General features: G+C 37.7%; 11 protein-coding genes and 1 pseudogene. 7 read left to right on the plus strand and 5 right to left on the minus strand.

Features of this window, described 5'->3' with window-relative positions; translation table 11 throughout:
• The first annotated feature begins 4 nt into the window (after nt 1-4).
• The 3 genes from I6F66_RS15405 to mdoH all read left to right on the plus strand — a co-directional run bounded on the left by I6F66_RS15405 (nt 5) and on the right by mdoH (nt 6,619).
• Nucleotides 5-2,737, plus strand: a complete 2,733-nt coding sequence (locus I6F66_RS15405; protein WP_197119990.1) for an ExeM/NucH family extracellular endonuclease — start codon at nt 5-7, stop codon at nt 2,735-2,737.
• Between the two features lie 329 nt (nt 2,738-3,066).
• Nucleotides 3,067-4,686: a glucan biosynthesis protein gene (locus I6F66_RS15410; protein WP_197119989.1), complete on the plus strand. Its 1,620-nt coding sequence runs from the start codon at nt 3,067-3,069 to the stop codon at nt 4,684-4,686.
• Nucleotides 4,658-6,619 carry a glucans biosynthesis glucosyltransferase MdoH gene (gene mdoH, locus I6F66_RS15415; RefSeq protein ID WP_197119988.1) on the plus strand — a complete coding sequence of 654 codons (1,962 nt, stop codon included), beginning with the start codon at nt 4,658-4,660 and terminating at the stop codon, nt 6,617-6,619. The genes I6F66_RS15410 and mdoH overlap by 29 nt, the downstream gene beginning before the upstream one ends.
• 854 nt (nt 6,620-7,473) lie before the next feature.
• Here mdoH and fusA read toward each other — a convergent pair.
• A complete protein-coding gene (gene fusA / locus I6F66_RS15420; protein WP_024593825.1) occupies nt 7,474-9,558 on the minus strand; it encodes an elongation factor G in 2,085 nt (694 codons plus the stop codon).
• 206 nt (nt 9,559-9,764) lie between these two features.
• Nucleotides 9,765-9,916, minus strand: a pseudogene (locus I6F66_RS22595) (two-component system response regulator); the annotation flags it as partial.
• Nucleotides 9,917-10,212: 296 nt separating this feature from the next.
• Here I6F66_RS22595 and I6F66_RS15425 point away from each other — a divergent pair.
• The gene (locus I6F66_RS15425; protein WP_197209463.1) at nt 10,213-13,191 is read left to right on the plus strand and encodes a DUF3857 domain-containing transglutaminase family protein; all 2,979 of its coding nucleotides are present in this window, start codon (nt 10,213-10,215) and stop codon (nt 13,189-13,191) included.
• 657 nt (nt 13,192-13,848) lie between these two features.
• On the opposite strand, the gene ylqF is transcribed toward I6F66_RS15425, so the two are convergent.
• Entirely contained in the window at nt 13,849-14,793 is a 945-nt protein-coding gene (ylqF, locus tag I6F66_RS15430) for a ribosome biogenesis GTPase YlqF (protein ID WP_010554855.1), read from the minus strand.
• 91 nt (nt 14,794-14,884) lie between these two features.
• On the opposite strand from ylqF, the gene I6F66_RS15435 reads away from it, so the two are divergent.
• Both I6F66_RS15435 and I6F66_RS15440 read left to right on the plus strand, forming a co-directional pair.
• A complete protein-coding gene (locus I6F66_RS15435; protein WP_165729128.1) occupies nt 14,885-15,421 on the plus strand; it encodes a YaeQ family protein in 537 nt (178 codons plus the stop codon).
• Nucleotides 15,422-15,605: 184 nt separating this feature from the next.
• Nucleotides 15,606-16,211 (plus strand): alpha/beta fold hydrolase, encoded by a 606-nt coding sequence (locus tag I6F66_RS15440; protein WP_197209464.1) that lies wholly within the window; start codon nt 15,606-15,608, stop codon nt 16,209-16,211.
• Here I6F66_RS15440 and I6F66_RS15445 read toward each other — a convergent pair.
• Entirely contained in the window at nt 16,208-16,417 is a 210-nt protein-coding gene (locus tag I6F66_RS15445; RefSeq protein ID WP_166421115.1) for a hypothetical protein, read from the minus strand. The genes I6F66_RS15440 and I6F66_RS15445 overlap by 4 nt on opposite strands.
• 334 nt (nt 16,418-16,751) lie before the next feature.
• Between I6F66_RS15445 and I6F66_RS15450 the strand changes: the two genes are divergently transcribed.
• Nucleotides 16,752-17,225 carry a Dps family protein gene (locus I6F66_RS15450; protein ID WP_165726624.1) on the plus strand — a complete coding sequence of 158 codons (474 nt, stop codon included), beginning with the start codon at nt 16,752-16,754 and terminating at the stop codon, nt 17,223-17,225.
• 682 nt (nt 17,226-17,907) lie between these two features.
• Here the strand turns inward: I6F66_RS15450 and I6F66_RS15455 are convergent.
• Nucleotides 17,908-20,847, minus strand: coding sequence for a TonB-dependent receptor (locus tag I6F66_RS15455; protein WP_165729129.1), 2,940 nt, complete (start codon nt 20,845-20,847; stop codon nt 17,908-17,910).
• Nucleotides 20,848-21,078: the final 231 nt, after the last annotated feature.

Genomic DNA, 21,078 nt, shown 5'->3' on the forward strand with positions numbered 1-21,078 from the left:
AAAAATGTTTAAAACAAAAATAACACCACTCGCACTTGTTATAGCAAGTCTCAGTGCACCAGCATCCGCTGCTCTAATCATTTCTGAATATATTGAAGGAAGCAGTAATAATAAAGCAATTGAGCTTTATAATAACTCGTCATCTCCACTAACTCTTGATCAATACTCATTAAATTTATATGTAAATGGCAAAACTACAATTCAATCAACTCTTGATTTGTCTGGTACTTTAGCAGCTAACAGCACCTTTGTTATTGTTAATTCAAGTTCAAATGATGCACTAAAAGAAAAAGCAGATTTAGAACATGGTGTTGCTAATTTTAATGGTGATGATGCATTAGTCCTAATGCAAGGTAGTTCTGTAGTAGATAGCTTTGGACAACGCGGTGTAGATCCCGGTTCTTTTTGGTCTGAAGGCGCAGTACAAACACAAGATAAAACACTTCGTCGTAAAGACAGCATTACTGCAGGTAGAACAACACCAGATGCAGCATTTAACCCAAGTGAAGAATGGGTACAGTTTGAAAAAGATGATTTTGATGGCTTAGGTTCGCACGCAGGTAATGGTGGAACAACACCTGAACCAGAGCCTGAGCCAGAACCACTTGTTCCACTTGTTTGTGGCGCAGAAAAAGTACTAATTAACGCTATTCAAGGTGATGGCTCTGCAAGCCCGCTTGTTGATACTTTAGTAGAATTTGAGGGTATTGTAACCGCAGACTTCCAAGATGATGATCAATTAAAAGGCTTTTTTGTTAGCTCACTTGCTGCTGACATAGATGCCAACCCACTAACCTCTGAAGGTGTATTTGTTTATTTTGCAGATACTGATGTAAATGTTGGTGACCATGTGCGCGTACAAGGTACTGTTGAAGAGTATTTTGATGCAACACAAATTGGCAGCGTAAGCCAAGTAGCAGTTTGTAATACAGGTTTAGCTGTAGCAGCTACAAAAATCACTTTACCTTTAGCTGATGCAACTGATTTAGAAGCTTTTGAAGGTATGTTAGTTACATTAGAACAACCATTAGTAGTAACTAATAACTTTGGCCTTGGTCGATATGGTGAAGTTGAATTAGCAACAGAACGCTTGTATCAAGGTACCCAAGTTGCATTACCTGGAGATGCAGCTAATGCAGTTGAAACTGAAAATCTACTTAAAAAGATTTTACTAGATGATGGCTCTACAGTACAAAACTTAGACCCTACAGCCTACCCAACTCCAGGTTTATCAGCAGAAAATACATTACGTACTGGCGATACAGTTAATACGGTTACGGGGGCACTTGCTTATAGCTTTAGCCTTTACAGAATCCACCCAACTGTAGCACCTTCGTTTATTGCAACAAATGCACGTGAAAATGCGCCTGAACTTAATGCTGAAGCAGATTTACGTGTAGCTAGCTTTAACGTACTTAATTACTTTAATGGTGATGGCCAAGGCGGAGGGTTCCCTACAGCCCGAGGTGCAGATTCAGAAGCTGAATTTACTCGCCAAGAAGCTAAAATTGTAAGTGCCATTAGCGCTATCCAGGCCGATGTTGTTGGTTTAATGGAAATTGAAAATGATGGTTTTGGCGAATTTAGTGCAATTGCAAGCTTAGTAGATGCATTAAATGACGCTGATAGTGCTAACAACTATGCATTTGTTGATTTTAACGTAGATCAAATTGGTACCGATGCAATTACTACCGCACTTATCTATCGTGCTAACAAAGTAGAAGAAGTAGGTACTGCTGCTATTACGACTGAGGCTCCATTTGATTTTAGTAACCGTGCTCCAATTGCACAAAGCTTTAAATCATTAGAAACTGATGAAGTATTTACTGTTGCTGTGTCACACCTTAAATCTAAAAGCTGTGGTAGTGCTTCTGGAAACAATGCAGATTCAGGTGATGGACAAGGCTGTTGGAATGAAATACGCACAGAAGGTGCTAATGCATTCGCAAATTGGCTTGATAGCAAACCAACCGGTGTTGACGACGAAGATACTATTTTAGTCGGCGATATGAATGCTTACGCAATGGAAGATCCTATACGTGCATTTGCTGATAAAGGCTACAAAAATGTAGTTGCAGAAATTGATGGTGATACGCTTGGTTATTCTTACAGTTTTTCTGGTCGCGCAGGTAGTTTAGATCATGCAGTAGCTACCCAATCACTACTTAGCAAAATTGTCGCAGCAACAGATTGGCACATCAACGCAGATGAACCTATTTCTCTTGATTACAATGTAGAGTTTAAAAGCGAAGGTCAACAATCTAGTTTGTACTCTGAAAGTGCATACCGCGCATCAGATCACGACCCTGTAATTATTGATATTAAATCTGAAATCACTTTAACACCTGAAGAACAAACGCCAGTTATTAAAGCTGATCAAGTTTTTGCAGTCGATGAAAACAGCGCAATTGGAACAATTATCGGCACACTCGATTTTAGTGATCCAAATGCCGATGAATCACCAGTTGTTAAATTTATTACATCAGATAATGACAGCGTTTCTATTAACAATCAGGGGCAGCTAATTGTTGCTGGAGAGATTGATTACGAATTTGAAAATCGTATTACTTTAACAGTGCAAGCTCAGGATAGCGTGGGTAACTTATCTAACGTTGAAAAAGTAGCCGTGAAAGTAAATAACTTACGCTCAGATGATGATAATGATGCAGGTTCATTATTATGGTTATCACTTCTTTTAGCACCACTATCAATAGTGCGTCGATTTAAAAAGAAATAACTAAGTTAGATCTAAACATTTAAAAGCCGCTCTTGCGGCTTTTTTATTTTATACAAATGTAATTCAGACAAGCTTCATTAAACCCCCCGTAATATGTTCAGACGATCTGTGAATCTTCTAGTAATTAATCAGTAACAACTACATACATTTGAGTGAATTTTACACAACAAAACCTCAGTGAATTATGTATATAAATATTACCTATTGAAAAATATGAATTTTTATTAAGGTTTAAATTTTGCTCTAAGTTATTTAGAAGATACTTACAAAATAAAATCAATATTTACCCTGAACGTAAAAATAAGTCGTGTTTTTATAAAGGAATGAGAATGAAACAATTAACCCAAAACCTGCCTAAATGGCAAAAAAAGTCAGCACCACTACTGGGTCTACTTATTATTTTTTCGACTTGGGGCAATAGCAACCAAGCGATTGCTGCAACAGTTGATGTAGCAATCCCACAAAGTAGCTTATTTGACGTAATTAGCGCTCGCGCTAAAAAGTTAGCAAGTGAAGAATACGTGGCGCCTAAAAACATCGAGCTTGAAGCATTAAATAATATTGATTATCAAGATTACCGTTCAATTCGCTTTAAAAAGGACAAAGCGGTTTGGAAAGATGAAGGTCTTTACGAACTGCAATTATTCCATCCGGGGTTTTTATACAAAACACCTGTCACTATAAATACAGTTGATAGCGATTCTAAACGTAGTCGCTTGCCTTTTAGCACCGATTTTTATCAATACGATGGAACTGCAGCGCCACTTCAAGAAGAAATAGCTAAAAGTGTAGCGGGCACTCAATTAGGCCATGCAGGATTTCGTTTACATTACCCGTTAAATACTAATGAATATAAAGATGAAGTAATGGTATTTCAGGGGGCATCGTACTTTAGAGTAGTCGGTCCTAATCAAGTTTATGGTTTGTCTGCCCGTGGTTTAGCAATAGATACCGCTGAAAATTCAGGTGAAGAGTTCCCAGTGTTTAAAGAATTTTGGTTAGTTAAGCCAAAAGCTGAGCAAACAAGTATTACTATTTTTGCATTACTTGATAGCCCATCTATATCTGGTGCCTATAAGTTTAATGTTGATCCAACAACAAACATGCTTGTTGATGTAGATATGCAAATTTTTGCGCGTAAAGATATTAAAAAGCTCGGCGTAGCGCCACTAACAAGTATGTTTTATCACGGCGAAAACAGCACCAAATTTTTTGACGATTACCGCCCTGAAGTTCATGACTCAGATGGCTTACTAACGCAATCTGCCGATGATAAATGGGTATGGCGTCCGCTTAACAATCCTTCACAACTGAGTGTTACATCATTTTCATATAATAACCCTAAAGGTTTTGGTTTAGCACAGCGCGACCGAGATTTTAATAATTATCTAGATACCGAAGCACATTATCACAACCGCCCTAGCCTATGGATTGAACCACAAGGTGAATGGGGAAATGGCCGTGTAGAGCTTGTAGAAATACCTACTGATACAGAAACTAACGACAATATCGTAAGTTACTGGGTACCAGAAAAGCCAATGAAAGCCGGTGATTCGCTAAAGCTAAGCTACAAAATGACGACCTTTAATGCAGTTTTAACTCAGCACGAGAAAGCGAGAGTACTGCGCACAAGGATCGGTAGCGCCGCTTTACCAGGTGAAGACAACCCACCACCAAAAAGTCATCGTCAATTTACTGTTGATTTTACAGGTCCAGAAATAAATCAACTTTCTGATCAATTAAAACTCGATGCCGACATTCAACTTACAACGGGCGAAGTAACCGATGTAAACGTACAAAAACTACCTGATTCACGTGGATGGCGTGTCGCCTTTAAAATTGCACCACAGGACGATCAACCCGTTGATATGCGTTTATCGTTAAAACTACGTGATAAAGAAATTAGCGAGGTATGGAGTTATGTTTGGTACCCAAATGACATCAAGTAATAAAGGTAAGGGCACTCCAATGCCATTCAAAACACTAAGAGTATGGCTATTTGCTATTGCGGCACTTGGCACATCAGGTTACGGCATATCTATCATGTTTGAAATTTTAAACTCAAACGGTATGACATTGCTTGAGTATGCTTTACTTGTATTATTTTCAATCACCTTTGCGTGGATTGTAACGGCTTTTTGTAGTGGAACAATCGGCTTTGTATTACAGCTATTGCGAATTGACCCACTTACGCTAAAGCGTATTAAACCCATTGAGTTTAATAACGAGGCAATTAACGCCCAAAAAACCGCCGTTGTAATGCCTATTTATAACGAAGACACTCACCGTGTTATCGCGGGCTTTGAAGTAAGTCTGCAATCGTTAAAAGAAACAGGTCAACTTGCAAACTTTGATTTTTACTTATTAAGTGACACGCAAGACCCAGAAATAGCTAAAAATGAGCTAAGTGCATGGCATGCATTGTGTGAACGTTTAGGTGATACAGCAAAAAACGTTTTTTATCGTCGCCGAGAAGATAACAAACATCGTAAAGTTGGTAACCTAACCGACTTTTGTGAACGCTGGGGCAGCCAGTACGACCATATGATTGTGCTTGATGCAGACAGCGTAATGACGGGTAAATGTATGCTTGAGCTCACTACAAGTATGCTTAACAACCCACAAGCCGGTCTTATTCAAACAATTCCGATCCCTGTTCGTCAAGATACCTTTTTTGGCCGTTTTTTACAGTTTGCGTCAGTGCTATATAGCCCAATGCTCGCTACTGGCTCAGCTTTTTGGCAAACTGATAAAGCCAACTACTGGGGTCATAATGCAATCATTAGAGTTGAAGCATTTATAACGTGCTGTGGCTTGCCAACACTAAAAGGTAATGCACCTTTTGGCGGCGAAATTTTAAGTCATGACTTTGTAGAAGCTTCACTACTTCACAGTGCTGGTTGGGATGTATTGTTGCTATCAGATATTGAAGGTAGCTATGAAGAAGTACCAAGTAACATTCTAGACTACGCTGTACGCGATAGACGCTGGGTGCAAGGTAATATTCAGCACTTAGGTTTACTATCATCATCAAAATTAAAATTAATGAGTAAGCTACACTTTTTACTCGGTGCGACAGCCTATATTTCATCACTAATTTGGCTCTCAATGCTAGCGCTAAGTACTATTGATGCAGTAACGCGCGCATTAAATAGTGATGTGTACTTTAACCGTGTTTATCAATTATTCCCTACATGGCAAATAGCTAAAACCGATCTGATTGATTCACTCTTGTATTTAACTATTGTTATTTTATTAATGCCTAAACTAATGGGCATAATAGTAACCTTAATACATAGAAACAAACGCTTTGGTGGTTCATTTAAGCTCATACTAGGTTCAATCATTGAAACCGTATTCGCTATTATTGTTGCCCCATTAATGATGGTATTTCATGCTTACTTTGTACTTTGTGTGTTTTTAGGTAAAAAAGTGAAGTGGGATGCACAACCGCGCGAAGGTCGTATGGTTCCGTGGAAAGAGGCGTTTGGTTATACGTTATTCTCAACTATTGTGGCTATTGCATGGGGTTGTACGGCTTACTACTTCACGCCAGTATTCTTTTGGTGGTTATCACCTATATTGCTGGGCTTAGTATTAGGCGCTCCGATTATCCGTTATACCAGTAGCATTAAACTCGGTGTACAACTAAGAAAGTTAGGTATATTTATTTGCCCTAGTGAAGTTGATAACGACTCAACTCTAGAAGCACTTAAAATACATCTAAAAGAAATTTCGGTACCAAAGGAAGGTGCTTATCCACAAACAATACCGGCACTACCACAAGAGCAGTTGGTAACAATGCCTATCCAGTCTTTTAAGAAGCCACGCAGGCTAAAGATGAAAGCGCTAAAAGCTAAGGCTATAAAAAAGTTTAATTAGCGCGTTATAAAATACAAAAACAAAAAAGGAGCGATTAATCGCTCCTTTTTGCTATCTAAATTAAAGATCAAGCATTGCATTTATCGCTAATATTTTCAATTTTGTTAGCTAACTTATTGCAGTACATTTTAGAAATAGCTGATTGCGTTTCATCATCAAGTTGCCAGTTATAAAAATGGAACGTTTTACCATTATCTAACTCCACCTTAAAAATGGTGAAAAGAAAAAACGAACTAAATGATACGCAACTAATTTCCTCGCTATTGATATAACGCTTTGTGCATAAACGCGTATAACAAATGCCTGCTTTATAACAATGTAAAAAACGAAGATGAAGAATATTAAAAGTAGTAATAATCAGTAGAGCTGGCATTACAGTGAGAAAAACAATTTTTAGGTTCACAGAAAATATAATATGAATTAAAAATATTAAGCTGAATGCTAAAACGCATTTTGTAAATTGTAGCCACCAGTTTGGTGCTAATTTAATAGATTTCATGATTGTTACGTCTTATATAGAATTAATAGCAAACGTCTCTGCTGCGGAGACTTCCTTATCTGACTTTAGAGCTCTAGTCTAAAAGTGCTAGCATTCTACATTACGTATATAGATGCATCAATAGAAGTTCTTAAAATTCATACAGTTACATTTAATTTACAATTAACCTCTTATAAACCAACCAATTAAGTAATTGAGGTAAATAAATTGCTTTCTAGTACCTTTTTATTAATTAGTAACATAGGACTAATTAATAATAAAAAGTAGTTATAAACAACTAAAAAAATAAAACCAAATTATAGGCAATAAAAAACCCGCAACATGTGCGGGTTTTTTTAAAGAGTTAAAGAGCTAATTACTTAGCAGCTTTTTTCTCTTTTTCTGCAGCGATTACTGTATCAGCAACGTTTTGCGGACATGCAGCGTAGTGTGAGAACTCCATAGAGAACTGACCACGACCAGATGTCATTGTACGTAGTGTACCGATGTAACCGAACATTTCTGATAACGGTACGTCAGCTTTAATACGGCTGCCTGTTAAACCAGCTTCTTGGTCTTTCATCATACCACGACGACGGTTAAGGTCACCGATTACGTCACCAACGTGATCTTCTGGAGTGAACACGTCAACATTCATGATTGGCTCAAGAAGTTGTGCGCCCGCTTTAGGGATCGATTGACGGAAAGCGCCTTTAGCAGCGATTTCGAACGCGATTGCAGATGAATCCACGGCATGGAAACCACCGTCGAAAAGTTCAATTTCAACGTCAAGTACAGGGAAGCCAGCTAGAACACCAGTACCCATCATTGACTTAAAGCCTTTCTCAACTGCAGGCCAGAATTCTTTAGGTACGTTACCACCAACAACTGATGATTTAAACGTGAAACCTGAAGCAACTTCGCCTGGCTTGATGCGGTAGTCGATTTTACCGAACTGACCAGAACCACCAGATTGTTTCTTATGCGTGTAGCTATCTTCAATTTCTTTAGTGATAGTTTCACGGTAAGCAACTTGTGGTTGACCAACAATAAGGTCTACGCCGTAAGTACGCTTAAGAATATCTACTTTGATATCTAAGTGAAGCTCACCCATACCTTTAAGGATAGTCTCGCCTGAATCTTCATCAGTCTCAACTTGGAAAGATGGATCTTCTGCAACCATTTTACCGATAGCAACACCCATTTTCTCATTACCGCCTTTATCTTTAGGCTGTACAGCAATCGAGATTACTGGAGTTGGGAATACCATTGGCTCAAGTGTTACTGGGTGCTTAGGATCACATAATGTGTGACCAGTTTGCACGTTTTTCATGCCTACGATAGCAATGATGTCACCAGCTTGTGCGCTAGTTAATTCGTTACGATCATCTGCTTGCATCTCAACCATACGGCCAACACGCTCAGTTTTACCAGTAAACGAGTTAAGGATAGTGTCACCCTTGTTTAGTTTACCTGAGTAAATACGTACGAATGTTAATGCACCAAAACGGTCATCCATTATTTTGAATGCTAACGCTTTGAAAGGCTCGTCAGTAGATACTACTGCGAACTCGCCATTTTCGTTACCTTCTTCATCCATAAGAGGTTGAGGATCAACTTCTGTAGGACATGGTAAGTAATCAACAACAGCGTCAAGAATAAGCTGCATACCTTTGTTCTTAAACGCAGAACCACAGTATGTTGGGAAGAAAGCAAGGTCACGAGTACCTTTACGGATACAACGTTTGATGTCTTCTAAAGAAGGTGCTTCACCTTCCATGTAAGCTTCAAGTAGTGCATCGTCTTGCTCAAGGGCAGTTTCAACAAGCATTTCATAATACTCGTCAGTTTTATCTACCATGTCTGCAGGAACGTCTGTGATTTCGTAGTTTTCAGGAAGACCAGTGTCATCCCAAACGTATGCTTTTTTAGTTAAAACATCTACAACACCAACAAACTCATCTTCAATACCAATTGGTAAAGTCATGATTAGTGGAGTTGCGCCAAGTACTTTACGTACTTGCTCAGTTACACGGTAAAAATCAGCACCCATACGGTCTAATTTATTTACGAAGATAATACGTGCAACTTCTGAATCATTAGCATAACGCCAGTTAGTTTCTGATTGTGGTTCAACACCACCAGAACCACAGAACACACCGATGCCGCCATCTAGTACTTTAAGTGAACGGTAAACTTCAACTGTGAAGTCAACGTGTCCAGGAGTATCGATAACGTTAAAGCGGTGATCTTTCCAGAAACAGCTTACAGCCGCAGACTGAATAGTAATACCGCGCTCAGCTTCTTGTTCCATGAAGTCAGTAGTAGATTCACCATCATGAACCTCACCAGTTTTATGGATTTGACCAGTAAGCTTTAGGATACGCTCAGTAGTCGTGGTCTTACCCGCATCAACGTGCGCGAAAATACCAATGTTTCTGTACTTCGATAAATCTGCCATTAATTTTGCTCTTAATAAAGTCGATAAATTATTCCGCAGGAGTATAACATCACTTAAAGCGAACATCACCATACAAGCCGCTTAAAATGCAATCAATTCAACATATTTTTTTTATCGTCAGTATCTATTAAATATCAAACATAACAAAAAAAACGTAAGGCATTGAAATATATGGAATTTAACATTTAAGCCTTAGGTACAAAAAGTTACTTCGCTATTTTATAGCAACGTTCAGGGCGGCCAATACTGCCATAACTTTGATCCGCTGTTAACTTACTGATTCAAGCAAATACTCCGAGTAACGGCGTGCTGTAGAGCGACTAACACCGACCAAGTCACCCATTTGCTGAGCGGTAAATGCGGTGGTTGCGTGCTTTATAAAAGCATAGTGTATTTTGCAAAGTAAAATGTGTGCCGAGCAATAAGACAAATAGCAAAGCTATTTTTAGAGATAATTAAATACCTTTATGCTTTCATTGTATTTATAACCTATGCATATAAATAATAAGCTAAATTGAGCTGAACTTATTCATTATCATAATTATAGATATAAATATGTGGATGGATTCAATTAACATCTCATTGTCAAAAAAGCCTAAATTTGGTACATTATTCCTTCAATAGTATTTATAAAAACAACTATAAGACCCTACAATGAAATGGAACTTCCTTCGACTCAGCTCTTGGCTAATTGCACTTACCTTATTAATTTCCTCTCATAGTATTTTTGCGCAGCAATATAAAATAGATAAACCAGCTAATTGGGTTAATACACATATTATTGAGCAACCCAAGCATTCCGACATAACCAAGGTACGTGACGGCACACTTTATTTGTTACTCGATAACCAATCCTATATACCGAGCAGACAAAAACAGCAACGCTATACGCGTTTGGTTATGAAAGCTTTAAATCAAAGTGGTGTTGATTATATAAGCCAGCTTAATCTTGATTTTGATCCAAGTTATGAGTCGCTAACACTAAACAGCTTAACGATTATTAGAAATAATGAGCGTATTGATAAGCTTGGCAGCGCGAGAATGACGGTTATACAAGGTGAATCTGAGTTAGCTGATCGTATTTATAATGGTAGCTTATCACTCAACATTATTATTGATGATATGCGCAGTGGCGACATACTTGATTACAGCTACACAGTGGCAGGTAGCAACCCTATATATGCTAATAAATTTAGTACAAGACGCACGCTAAACTGGTCGGTACCCGTAGTGCAACAAAATATGCGTGTACTTTGGGGTAAACAAACGCCTTTACATATTAATACAATAAACGGCACAGCAGATATTCAAGAAACGCTTAACAAATATGGCAAAGATTATTCTATAACTCTTTTTGAAGAACCCTTACTCGAGCAGAATTCTCAAACCCCAACGTGGTACGACCCATATACACAAGTTTACTTTTCTGAGTTTGACGATTGGGGTCAGGTAGTTAACTGGGCATATCCACTTTATCAATCAGCCATAGAAACCCCAAACAGCATTTTGGATGTAGCTGAAGAAATAAAAGCAAAACACACAAAAACATCAGACAAAATTGCAGCAGCACTGCGCTTTAGCCAAGACGAAGTTCGATATTTAGGGCTTGAAATGGGCACTAACTCGCATCAACCAACGTCAGCTTCAGAAACGCTTTCGCTACGATATGGCGATTGCAAAGATAAAACAGTACTGCTTATCTCGTTATTAAAAGCGATGGATATAGAGGCCTTCCCTGCGCTAGTTGATACAGAGGAAACCAAACGTTTAAAAGAACTTCCACCTTCTGCAAGTGTATTTAATCACGTAATTGTTACGCTTAAACAAAACGGAAAACGCTACTGGCTCGATCCTACGGTTAGCTACCAACGAGGTACTCTCGAATATTTAGCACAGCCTAATTATGGCTATGCCCTAATTATTGATAAAGGTGAAACCACTTTAACTTCAATGGCGCAAAAACCTGTACATACAAATGTATCTGTAGAAGATAACTTTTTTATTGCTGAAAAAGTATCTGAGCCATCACGTTTTGAAACCCAGTACACTTATGCTGAATTTGAAGCTATTAACCGAAGAAGCAATATAGCCAGCAGTGGTCTAAATAGCGTTGCTAAATCTTACTTCGAGTATTACCAAGGCTTTTTAAAGGATCTATCAATCAATGAAGCAATGACTATTAGTGAACAAGAACAAAAGGGTAAACTAATAACCAAAGAATCGTATTTAATTAGTGAATTTTGGGAAAAAACAGACGAAGGCTACGAAGCTAGTTTTTACGCGAATGAAATACAAAATAGCGTTTACGAACCAAAGCAGGTAAATCGCACCGACCCACTCTACTTTGGCTACCCCAATATAATTAACACCACAATAAAACTACATTTTGCAGAAAAAGGTTGGGGATTTGATAGCGATCAACAAGAAATTGATAACGACTACTTCAACCTAAAAACAACTACTGAATTTAATGATAATGTTTTAACACTGAGTTATGACTATTACGCAAAACAAGATCATATTAAAGCCGCTCAAATAGATGATTATTTAGCACAGCGTAAAAAGTTAATATCAGCAACCCATTACCCTATTCTAAAATACGCGGAAACGACCGAAACGCCTCAAACAACAGCTGATGTGCTAGATAGCTTTGGTTATAGCTGGCTTAAGTATGTGTTGGCTGGCTATATTTTAGTACTCATATTCTTTTTCGCCGATTGGCGATTAGAGTCAGCAAAAAAAGTGAAATTTGAAGATAGTCCATTTTATGCAGTATCTGTAAGTAAGTTTATTATTTACAGTATTTTAAGTTTAGGCATATTTGTTAATTATTGGAGTTATCGTAACTTTAAAGCCATTAAAGAACGCGACAACTCAAGTATTATGCCTATTGCTCGAGGTATATTTGCGTTTTTATGGTATTACCCTTTGTATCTCGCACTTGCAGAGCACAGCCAACAACAGTTAAACAAAAATAGAGTAATGCCTAACTGGACTGCCTTAACACTCTGGCTAATGGTACTCGCCAGCGCCTTTGCTTATCGAATGGACGAATACGCAACCATAGTGATTTGTATAATGCCATTTTTATGGTTGCCTCTAGTTAGCTACATTGAACAAACCGATACAAGTAAAGAAGCCCTACATTACAACTCGTACTGGCGAATTAGACAGTATTTAATCTCGCTTGCGTTTGCACCTCTATTATTTTTAGGCGTACTTCAAGAAGTAAATATTTTACCCAATGCCGCAATTATAAAAGGCGATAGTTTATGGTCTTACCAAGTACACTTTTTAAAACGTAATCGCCTAACACCTGAAAACGAAGAAATACTTTATTTTTATAGCGATGCAGTATTTGATTACCGAGAAGACGGTAACGGAATAACCGAGAACTATATTTTTAGTTACTACAAAAACGATGACGGCAGGCTTGAATCGGATCTTAGTCACTTTAAAGACATAGAAAAAATAGAAACCACCTATGGTAAAACCAAACTTGATAACACAAGCATTAAAGTAATAAAAACTGACGGTAGTGATTTCTTGCTCATTGTAGGGCGTCTAAACAAGCAGGATAAAGTACTAGTGGAGCAGATTAATTTACGTATAACAGTAAATAAAGTGCGTTAGTGGCTTAAAATATCCAATTAAGTACGAATATTTTTAGCTACTAATTAAAGGCTGTTGATCTTTGGGGGCTAAGACTTTACAAGAGACTATTTGATTTTATATCAAAGCAGTCGCTGTCTTGGAAGGCGATAAAATCATTCCTAGCTTGAATTTATTTTAACTTTGAAAGGTCAATACTTTTATAATAAAAATTCATATCAAATTATTTAATAAGTATTAAAAATCTATTCTTAATTGCTTAACCAAGATAAGCATTTTTATGAAATGGCAGTGCTAACTAGCCGATTTATATATGAATAAAAAACAAGCACCACAATAATAAGAATTATTTGCATTTAGGTGTTGACAGACAGTTAGATCTAACTGATAATCAATATCAACAAGACGGATTGCATACCACTTGTTAAGGAATGAATTGATTTGTTTCTCGACCCTGAAACAACGTGTGGCGCACGTAAACAGCTATGGTTACTTGTTATGAACCGCAACGCCCCTTGATGTTGATGATGAGTAACCGCCCTACTATTTTACTTGCTACATTGCTCATATCGGTGACGGTAGATATGAAACTAAAAAAGCCCTTACGGGCTTTTTTTATGTCTGTAATTTAGTAAAACTAAATCACTTTAATTAAATAACCTGAACTCAGGTTAAATATTAACGACGGTTTTTACGAGCTCGCGCTCGGCGTTGAAGCTTTTCTTCTTCTTTAGCTTGTTTTTTAGCTTCTGCAGCGGCACGCAAACCAGCAACCATTACTTCTTCTTCCTCACGCATTTGCGGAGTTTCCATAGTAATACGGCCAATAATACCGTCGCGTAATTCGTTGATTAGTATTTCAGACATTTTGTACGTGTCTATTTGGTTGCCACCACGAATACAACCACGTTTTTTACCCGCCATCTCAACAAACTCCCAATCACTTTCAGGAAGTTCGGCAATCTTATAACGCGCTTTTAAAAGCTCTGGGTATGCACGTAATAAATATTCAGCGGTATAGCTAGCTACTTCTTCATACTCAAGCGCCGTATCACGAATGGCACCGGTAGCGCCTAAGCGATAACCAGAGTTTTCATTTTCTACTTTTGGCCAAAGCATACCTGGCGTATCGTAAAGCATAATACCGTCTTCAAGCTTAATGCGTTGCTGCGCTTTAGTTACCGCAGGTTCATTACCTGTTTTTGCAACTATACGCCCAGCTAGTACATTAATTAACGTAGATTTACCCACGTTAGGAATACCCATTATCATGGCTTTAATTTGCTTATCGGCACCCACTTTATGCGGCACTAACTTTTTACAAAGTTCGTTAATACGATGCACTTCAGCCGCTTTATCATGTCCAAAAGAAATAGCTTTAACGCCATTTTCTTGCTCAAAATAATCTTTCCAGATTTGAGTCATTTTAGGATCAGCTAAATCAGCTTTGTTCATAATTTTGATGACCGGCTTACCTTCACGCAAGGTTGCCACCATCGGGTTTTCACTACTGTAGGGAATGCGCGCATCAAGCACTTCAATGATCACATCCATTTGTGGCATTATTTCTTTAATTTCATTGCGGGCTTTATTCATATGCCCAGGGAACCACTGGATAGCCATTTTTAACTCCTAACGTATAATTAACCGCTATTTTAACTGGCAATTCATTTAATTGCGCTATACTGACGCAAATTTTTTCAGATTAGTTGTTATGGCTCTTAAATCCACCATTATGAAAGTGCAGTTATCGCTTAGCGATATGGACCGCCACGTTTATCAAGATTTTAATTTAACCTTGGCTCAACACCCATCAGAAACCGATCAGCGGTTGATGATTCGCTTACTCGCTTTTGCGCTAAATAGCTGTGATGGTTTAGAATTTACTAAAGGGCTAAGTGCTGATGATGAACCTGAACTTTGGCATGTAAGCTATAGTGAAGAGATAGAGCTGTGGGTTGAGCTTGGCTTACCAGATGAAAAACGCCTTAAAAAAGCCTGTAATAAATCTAAAAAAGTGGTGCTATATACTTACGGTGAAAACAATCAAGCAATTTGGTGGCAAAAACACCAACCTAAATTGTATGAATTTAAAAATCTAAGTATTTTTAGCCTTGATTATGCAGCAACACAAGCACTTGCTGCTTTAGTTGATCGTGGAATTAAGCTCGCCATTACCATTCAAGATGGTGAAGTATGGGTAAATACCGATACAACCAATATTGAAATAAAACCACAGCAATTAATGTAACTAAGATAGATTATACCAATTGCATTAAATTAGTTATCTATTATAGCGACAAGGAAATAAGTCGATAGCAAGGCGAAAATTATGACATATAGTTGTTCTATATAAATAATTTTTAACGCAGGTAGCGGGTTATTTAATACGCTAGAATGATCATGTTTTTAATAAAATTGGTATCAGGGAGCATATGAAAGTTAAACACGTTATTGTTTTACATGGCTTGTATATGTCTGGCTTTGTTATGCGCCCACTTTGTTCGCGCCTTAAAGAGTCGGGGATGACGGTATTAAACATTACCTATAATACACTTGACCCTAATCGAGATACTATTTTTGCTCAAATTGATGAGTGTATTTCTAACGAACCTGCAGCGCTTGTATGCCACTCTATGGGCGGGCTAATTGCTCGCGCTTACCTAGAGGCAAACTCTCCTGCTAGCCAGAATATTACGAAGGTAATTACCCTAGGTACGCCACATAAAGGCAGCCATATAGCGCAAAAAATGAAGCAAAAAGGGTTTGAATCATTTTTAAAAAATAGTGTTGAGTTTTTGCTTACTAAAAATGGTAACTGGCCTTTTAAAGCTAAGCTTTACAGTATTGCGGGCGATTTACCTATTGGGCTTATGCCTTTAATAGTTAAGGGTAGCCAGTCAGATGGCACCGTATTACTAGATGAAACCAAACTTAAAGGTATGGCAGAACACAAAGTGTTTCATTTAAGCCATACCAGTATGATTTACTCGCGCCAAGTACTCGACTACATTTTAAAATGCCTAAGTGAGGGCGATTAGTCCTCTGCATTGGCTGCTATTTTATAGCTAATTAAAAATACTACTCCCAATATAAGCGGAATGGGTGCTGCAATGTAGCCAAAAAAATCTGAGTTCGCAAAGCTCGCACCCGCTAAGTGGGCTACTAACCCTAATACAAATGCGATGACTGCAATACCGACCACTATTAACTCTGCTTTATTTTGTTTTGCTGTTTTTGCATGCATGTTATCTCTCCTAATTATTTCGATAACTTTATTATGCGCCGTTAGGGTGGATGATTTTTGACCTGCATCAATAAAAAAATAGCTAAGTTATTACCTTGAATAAAGTTTGTTTTAGATCATGATTTATATACTTTTGAGGTTTATTTACTTTTGAGGGGTAGTATTTTTATTAATCAGACCCACTTCTATTAATAGTCTAAAGTGAATATAGGTATCAAAAACAGCTAATAGGTTAAAACTATTAACTAGATACATTTAAACGATTTTACTAATTTATCGAAATTAGTAATACTTATTACAAGTTCACAAACAAACGGTTATTCAGGAGCAAGTTATGTCACATGTAAACGCAATTGGTCTAAACAGCGCAAAAAGCGAAGACATCATAAAGTCACTCAATACATTATTGAGTAGCTACCAGATTCAATACATGAACGCGCGTGGTTTTCACTGGAATATTAAAGGCCGTAACTTTTTTGAACTACACGTTAAGTTTGAAGAGATTTATAACTTACTACTTCTTAAAGTAGATGAAGTTGCAGAACGTATTTTAACGTTAGATGGCGCACCACTACATGCATTTTCTGATTACCTTGAAGTAAGTAAAATTAAAGAAGCTAAAGGTATTAGTGATGGTGTTACAGCCGTAGAGAATCTACTTGCTGGTTACAGTACATTAATTCACATGCAGCGTGATATTTTAACCCAAGCTGGTGATGCAGATGATGAAGGTACAGCCTCACTAATGAGCGATTACATCTCAGAGCAAGAAAAATTGGTTTGGATGCTAAAGGCTTACTTAGATTAAACCAGCAAAAAAAAGCCCTCAATGAAGAGGGCCACAAATAGGGATAAATCGTTAAATAATCAAGCGATTCGGTTACTATATTAGTCTCCCCCCAATACTAAACAACGCCCCTGTTACCAGTGGCGTTGTTTTTGGTTTAAGTGGGCACAATGCTCATATACCGCTATAAGTAGCACATTAGTTTCATATCATTGAATAAACGTAATATAGCCTACGGCAATACTCTTATTCAATTTTAGCCTTTTCCAGCATAGTAGCTTCGTGAGTCAGAATATTATCGGGATTTTCGCCACATATTTTATCCAAAAAAAGTCTATTTACTCTGAATAGAAGAAGCCATAACAAATACTAATTTATGGCTTATTTTCTTCTAAATTTATAGTAAAAATTAATTTTGGCTACACTATTAGATATTCTGTTATGGCCTAGATAAAGGAATTTAATTAAAAGGTAGAGTCGTAGCATGCGGTTATTTAGATGGGTAATTTTTGGTGCAATCAATTAATAGTCTGACTTAATAAAATAATCATTTTTGAATGACAGCTTGTATAGATAGGGGCGAGTTAATCGCCCCTAGCAAAATAATCAAAAACAGGGGAGATTTGACGTTATGCACCTTTCCTTGCTTAAGATGCACAACGTAAATCTAGCTAATTATTTTAGTGAGCTATGCTCACTAAAATTAAAAGTTAATACTAAAATTAGCAAAAAAACGTCGACCGACAGCATCATAAATAGCTTCATTACCACCACTAGCAGAAATATATGCTGGAGGTAACTTATCAGTTACATTGCGAAGGCCAAAATCTACACGTGCATTATCAAGTACGTTATAACTTGCTGAAATGTCATGCGTTATAATAGAGCCGACGTAACCAGGCTGTAAATCCTCTTCAATATCACCGTCTGGTGATAAATCAAAGCGCGCTGAGCGGTCTGTATAACGAGTAGTCCAGTTAAGTGTAAGGTCGTTGTACTTGTATACAGCAGAAAAACGAGCCTGCCATTCTGGGTCTCCAACTTCCCCGTCTTCAACATTTACTGTATCTGGAAGATTTTGGAATTCAAAAACATCAAGCTCAAGCAGGTGATTTACAAATAAGTTAAACTTCAAATCACCTTCTAATGAATAATCAGTAAGGCTCATATCATAATCAAAATCAGCTTCAATACCTCTTGTTGTTATTGATGCTGCATTTAAATACCCAGAACGAACTAGTGCAATATCATTAGTACCTGAATCACGATCAACTTGCGAACAGAACGCAGCATCTGGCCCACCTGCAGCATCAACACAGTTATCAATCACGCTTTGCGCTGCGATAAAAGAAATTGCGTCTTCAATTTCAATATCATAGTAATCAACTGTTAATGAAAAGTTTTCAAAAAAGCTTGGTGTCCAAACAATTCCTGCTGTTAATGACGTTGACGTTTCAGATTCTAAATTAGGGTTACCACCACTAATAAGATCTACACTTACGTTATCGTTAGCTTGAAAACCTGAATCTATATTTAGTGCTGCGCAGTTAGCTACACGATTTGGATTATCGTTAATGCGATCAGCATCACAAGGGTCTGCTATATTAGCAAAGCCTGGTGATTGTGGATCAAATGCTTCAGTAATATTCGGTGCACGAACAGCTTGGCCATAGGTACCACGTATACGAACATCATCAATAGGGCGATACAATAAACCAACTTTCCACGCATCAGCGTTACCTGCATGAGAATAATCAGCTGTTCTGTAAGCTGCATCAAGAGTTAACTCTTTTGCAAATGCTACATCAGTTAATAGAGGTAAGTTGATTTCAATAAATGCTTCGGTTACATCAAACTCACCGTATGCATCAGGTGTAGCCGCGTTTGATAAGAATCCAGCTTTTGTAAACTCATCAGTAATGCTTTCTGAAGTTTCTTCTCTGTATTCAAAACCGGTAGCCAAACCAATTGCGCCGCCCTGAAGCTCAAAAAACTCACCTGTATCAAACGTTATACTGCCGCCAATAAATTCTTGGGTAATTGTATCTGTACGAGTAACATCTGCTGATACATAATCTTTAGCAGCTGCTGAGGCTTGATCAAAGCCAAATGCATTGTATGGAGTACAAGCGCCACCATTTACACTAGCAGGATCACTATAACCTTCACCTTGTAAGCTAGGTACCTGACTTCGACATGCAGCTTCACCTGTAGCAGGATCAATCACGGCATCAAGTGCAGCAACCAAATTATCTGGAATTAAATCATTAAGCGTTTTTCGGCGATTATCTGTTTGGCCGTAAACATAATAAAAATCATAATCAACGTCCGTCTCACTTAAAGTGAAGTTCCCTTTAAGCCCAGTTACAACACGAAATAACTCACGTTTATTATCTGCGCTCCGGTTTCCTAGCTCACCAAAAAATTTAGACATTTCAACGCTAGTAGTACCTTCACTAAGCAGCTGCTGGCGAAGGTTGCTATCTAAATATGGATTATCTTCAACATCAATGAAAATACCACCGAATTCAAAAGATGGCTGAAATTGCTGCTCAACTTCAGTGCGCACAAATTTAAAGTCACTATAAAATGTATGATTATCTGTAAGGTTATAATTTAATGTAGAACCAAGTGTTAACTTTTCAAGCTCTGGTAATACATTTTCATAATCTTGTGTATTAGCACAAAATTCACAACCATCAGGGAAATTACCAAAAGCAAAGCTACCGCTTGCTTCCCGTGCTGGCATTAACTCAGCTCTACCACCATTATTAAAAGTATAGATACTTCCACTATCGCCAAATGGATTAATTACACCATTTTCACTTATTCTTTCAGAAAGCACATTAGGCACTGTTAAACGATCTGGAATACCATCATTTTCACCAGTATTTAATGGGTTATCTACTGTGCCATAAGCATTTGTTTGCCGTAAATCATTGGCTAAAACCTGGCGTACTCTGTCTTGGCCTGCGAAGAATGTTATATTACCTTTACCACCAGCAATATCTGTCCCAGCTACAACACTAAAGCTATGGTTTTCAGTACCTACACCCTCTGTTGAATTACCAACTGATGCATTAAATTGTAAACCATCAAAATTATCTTTCAAAATAACATTAATAACACCCGATACAGCATCAGAGCCATAAATAGCAGATGCACCACCTGTGATAATTTCAATTCTTTCTATCAGTGCTGAAGGTATCGTATTTAAATCGACTTGTGATGAACCTGGTGCACCCGCTACATGGCGCTTACCATTTACTAGAACAAGTGTTCTTGCGGCCCCTAAACGTCTTAAATCAGCAGAGCTAACGCCTGCTGCCGCATTACTGTCATTATTGCCAACTAATGTATCTGTTGCGCCTATCGACGGTAACTCAGCCAAGATACTGCCCAAATCAGGGGTGCCGCCTTTTGCGATATCTTCGGCTGTAATTGTTACAATAGGTGCTGGTTGAGAAAGCTTCGCTTTGCTGATACGAGAACCTGTAACTTGTACACGTTCTATTTTAGTAATTTCGTCATCTTCTGCAGCAACACCTTGAAATGAAAAGCTTGCAAGTATCGCGCTGCTTAGCGCAACTGTTAACGACGATTTTTTAAATAATCGCGCGCTACCTTTGTTAGTTAATGTCATATAATTCCCCTGAATTGTTATTTTTGTAACTAAATAGTTACTTCGCGGATTACAGTAAGGGGATTTATTTAAACCCTCTACGGGCATTATTTATTAGGCGTAATCTTTGGTATGAATAGCTAGTTTGATGGGATGAATTAGTACGTCACAATTATTTTATAAATATATTGTACTTTTCATAACAGTTTTTCCGCTAAGCACGGTCTTTATTATTATATACAGCAAGAGATA

It is taken from the genome of Pseudoalteromonas sp. NZS100_1, assembly GCF_015864285.1.
Taxonomy (GTDB): Bacteria; Pseudomonadota; Gammaproteobacteria; order Enterobacterales; family Alteromonadaceae; genus Pseudoalteromonas; species Pseudoalteromonas arctica.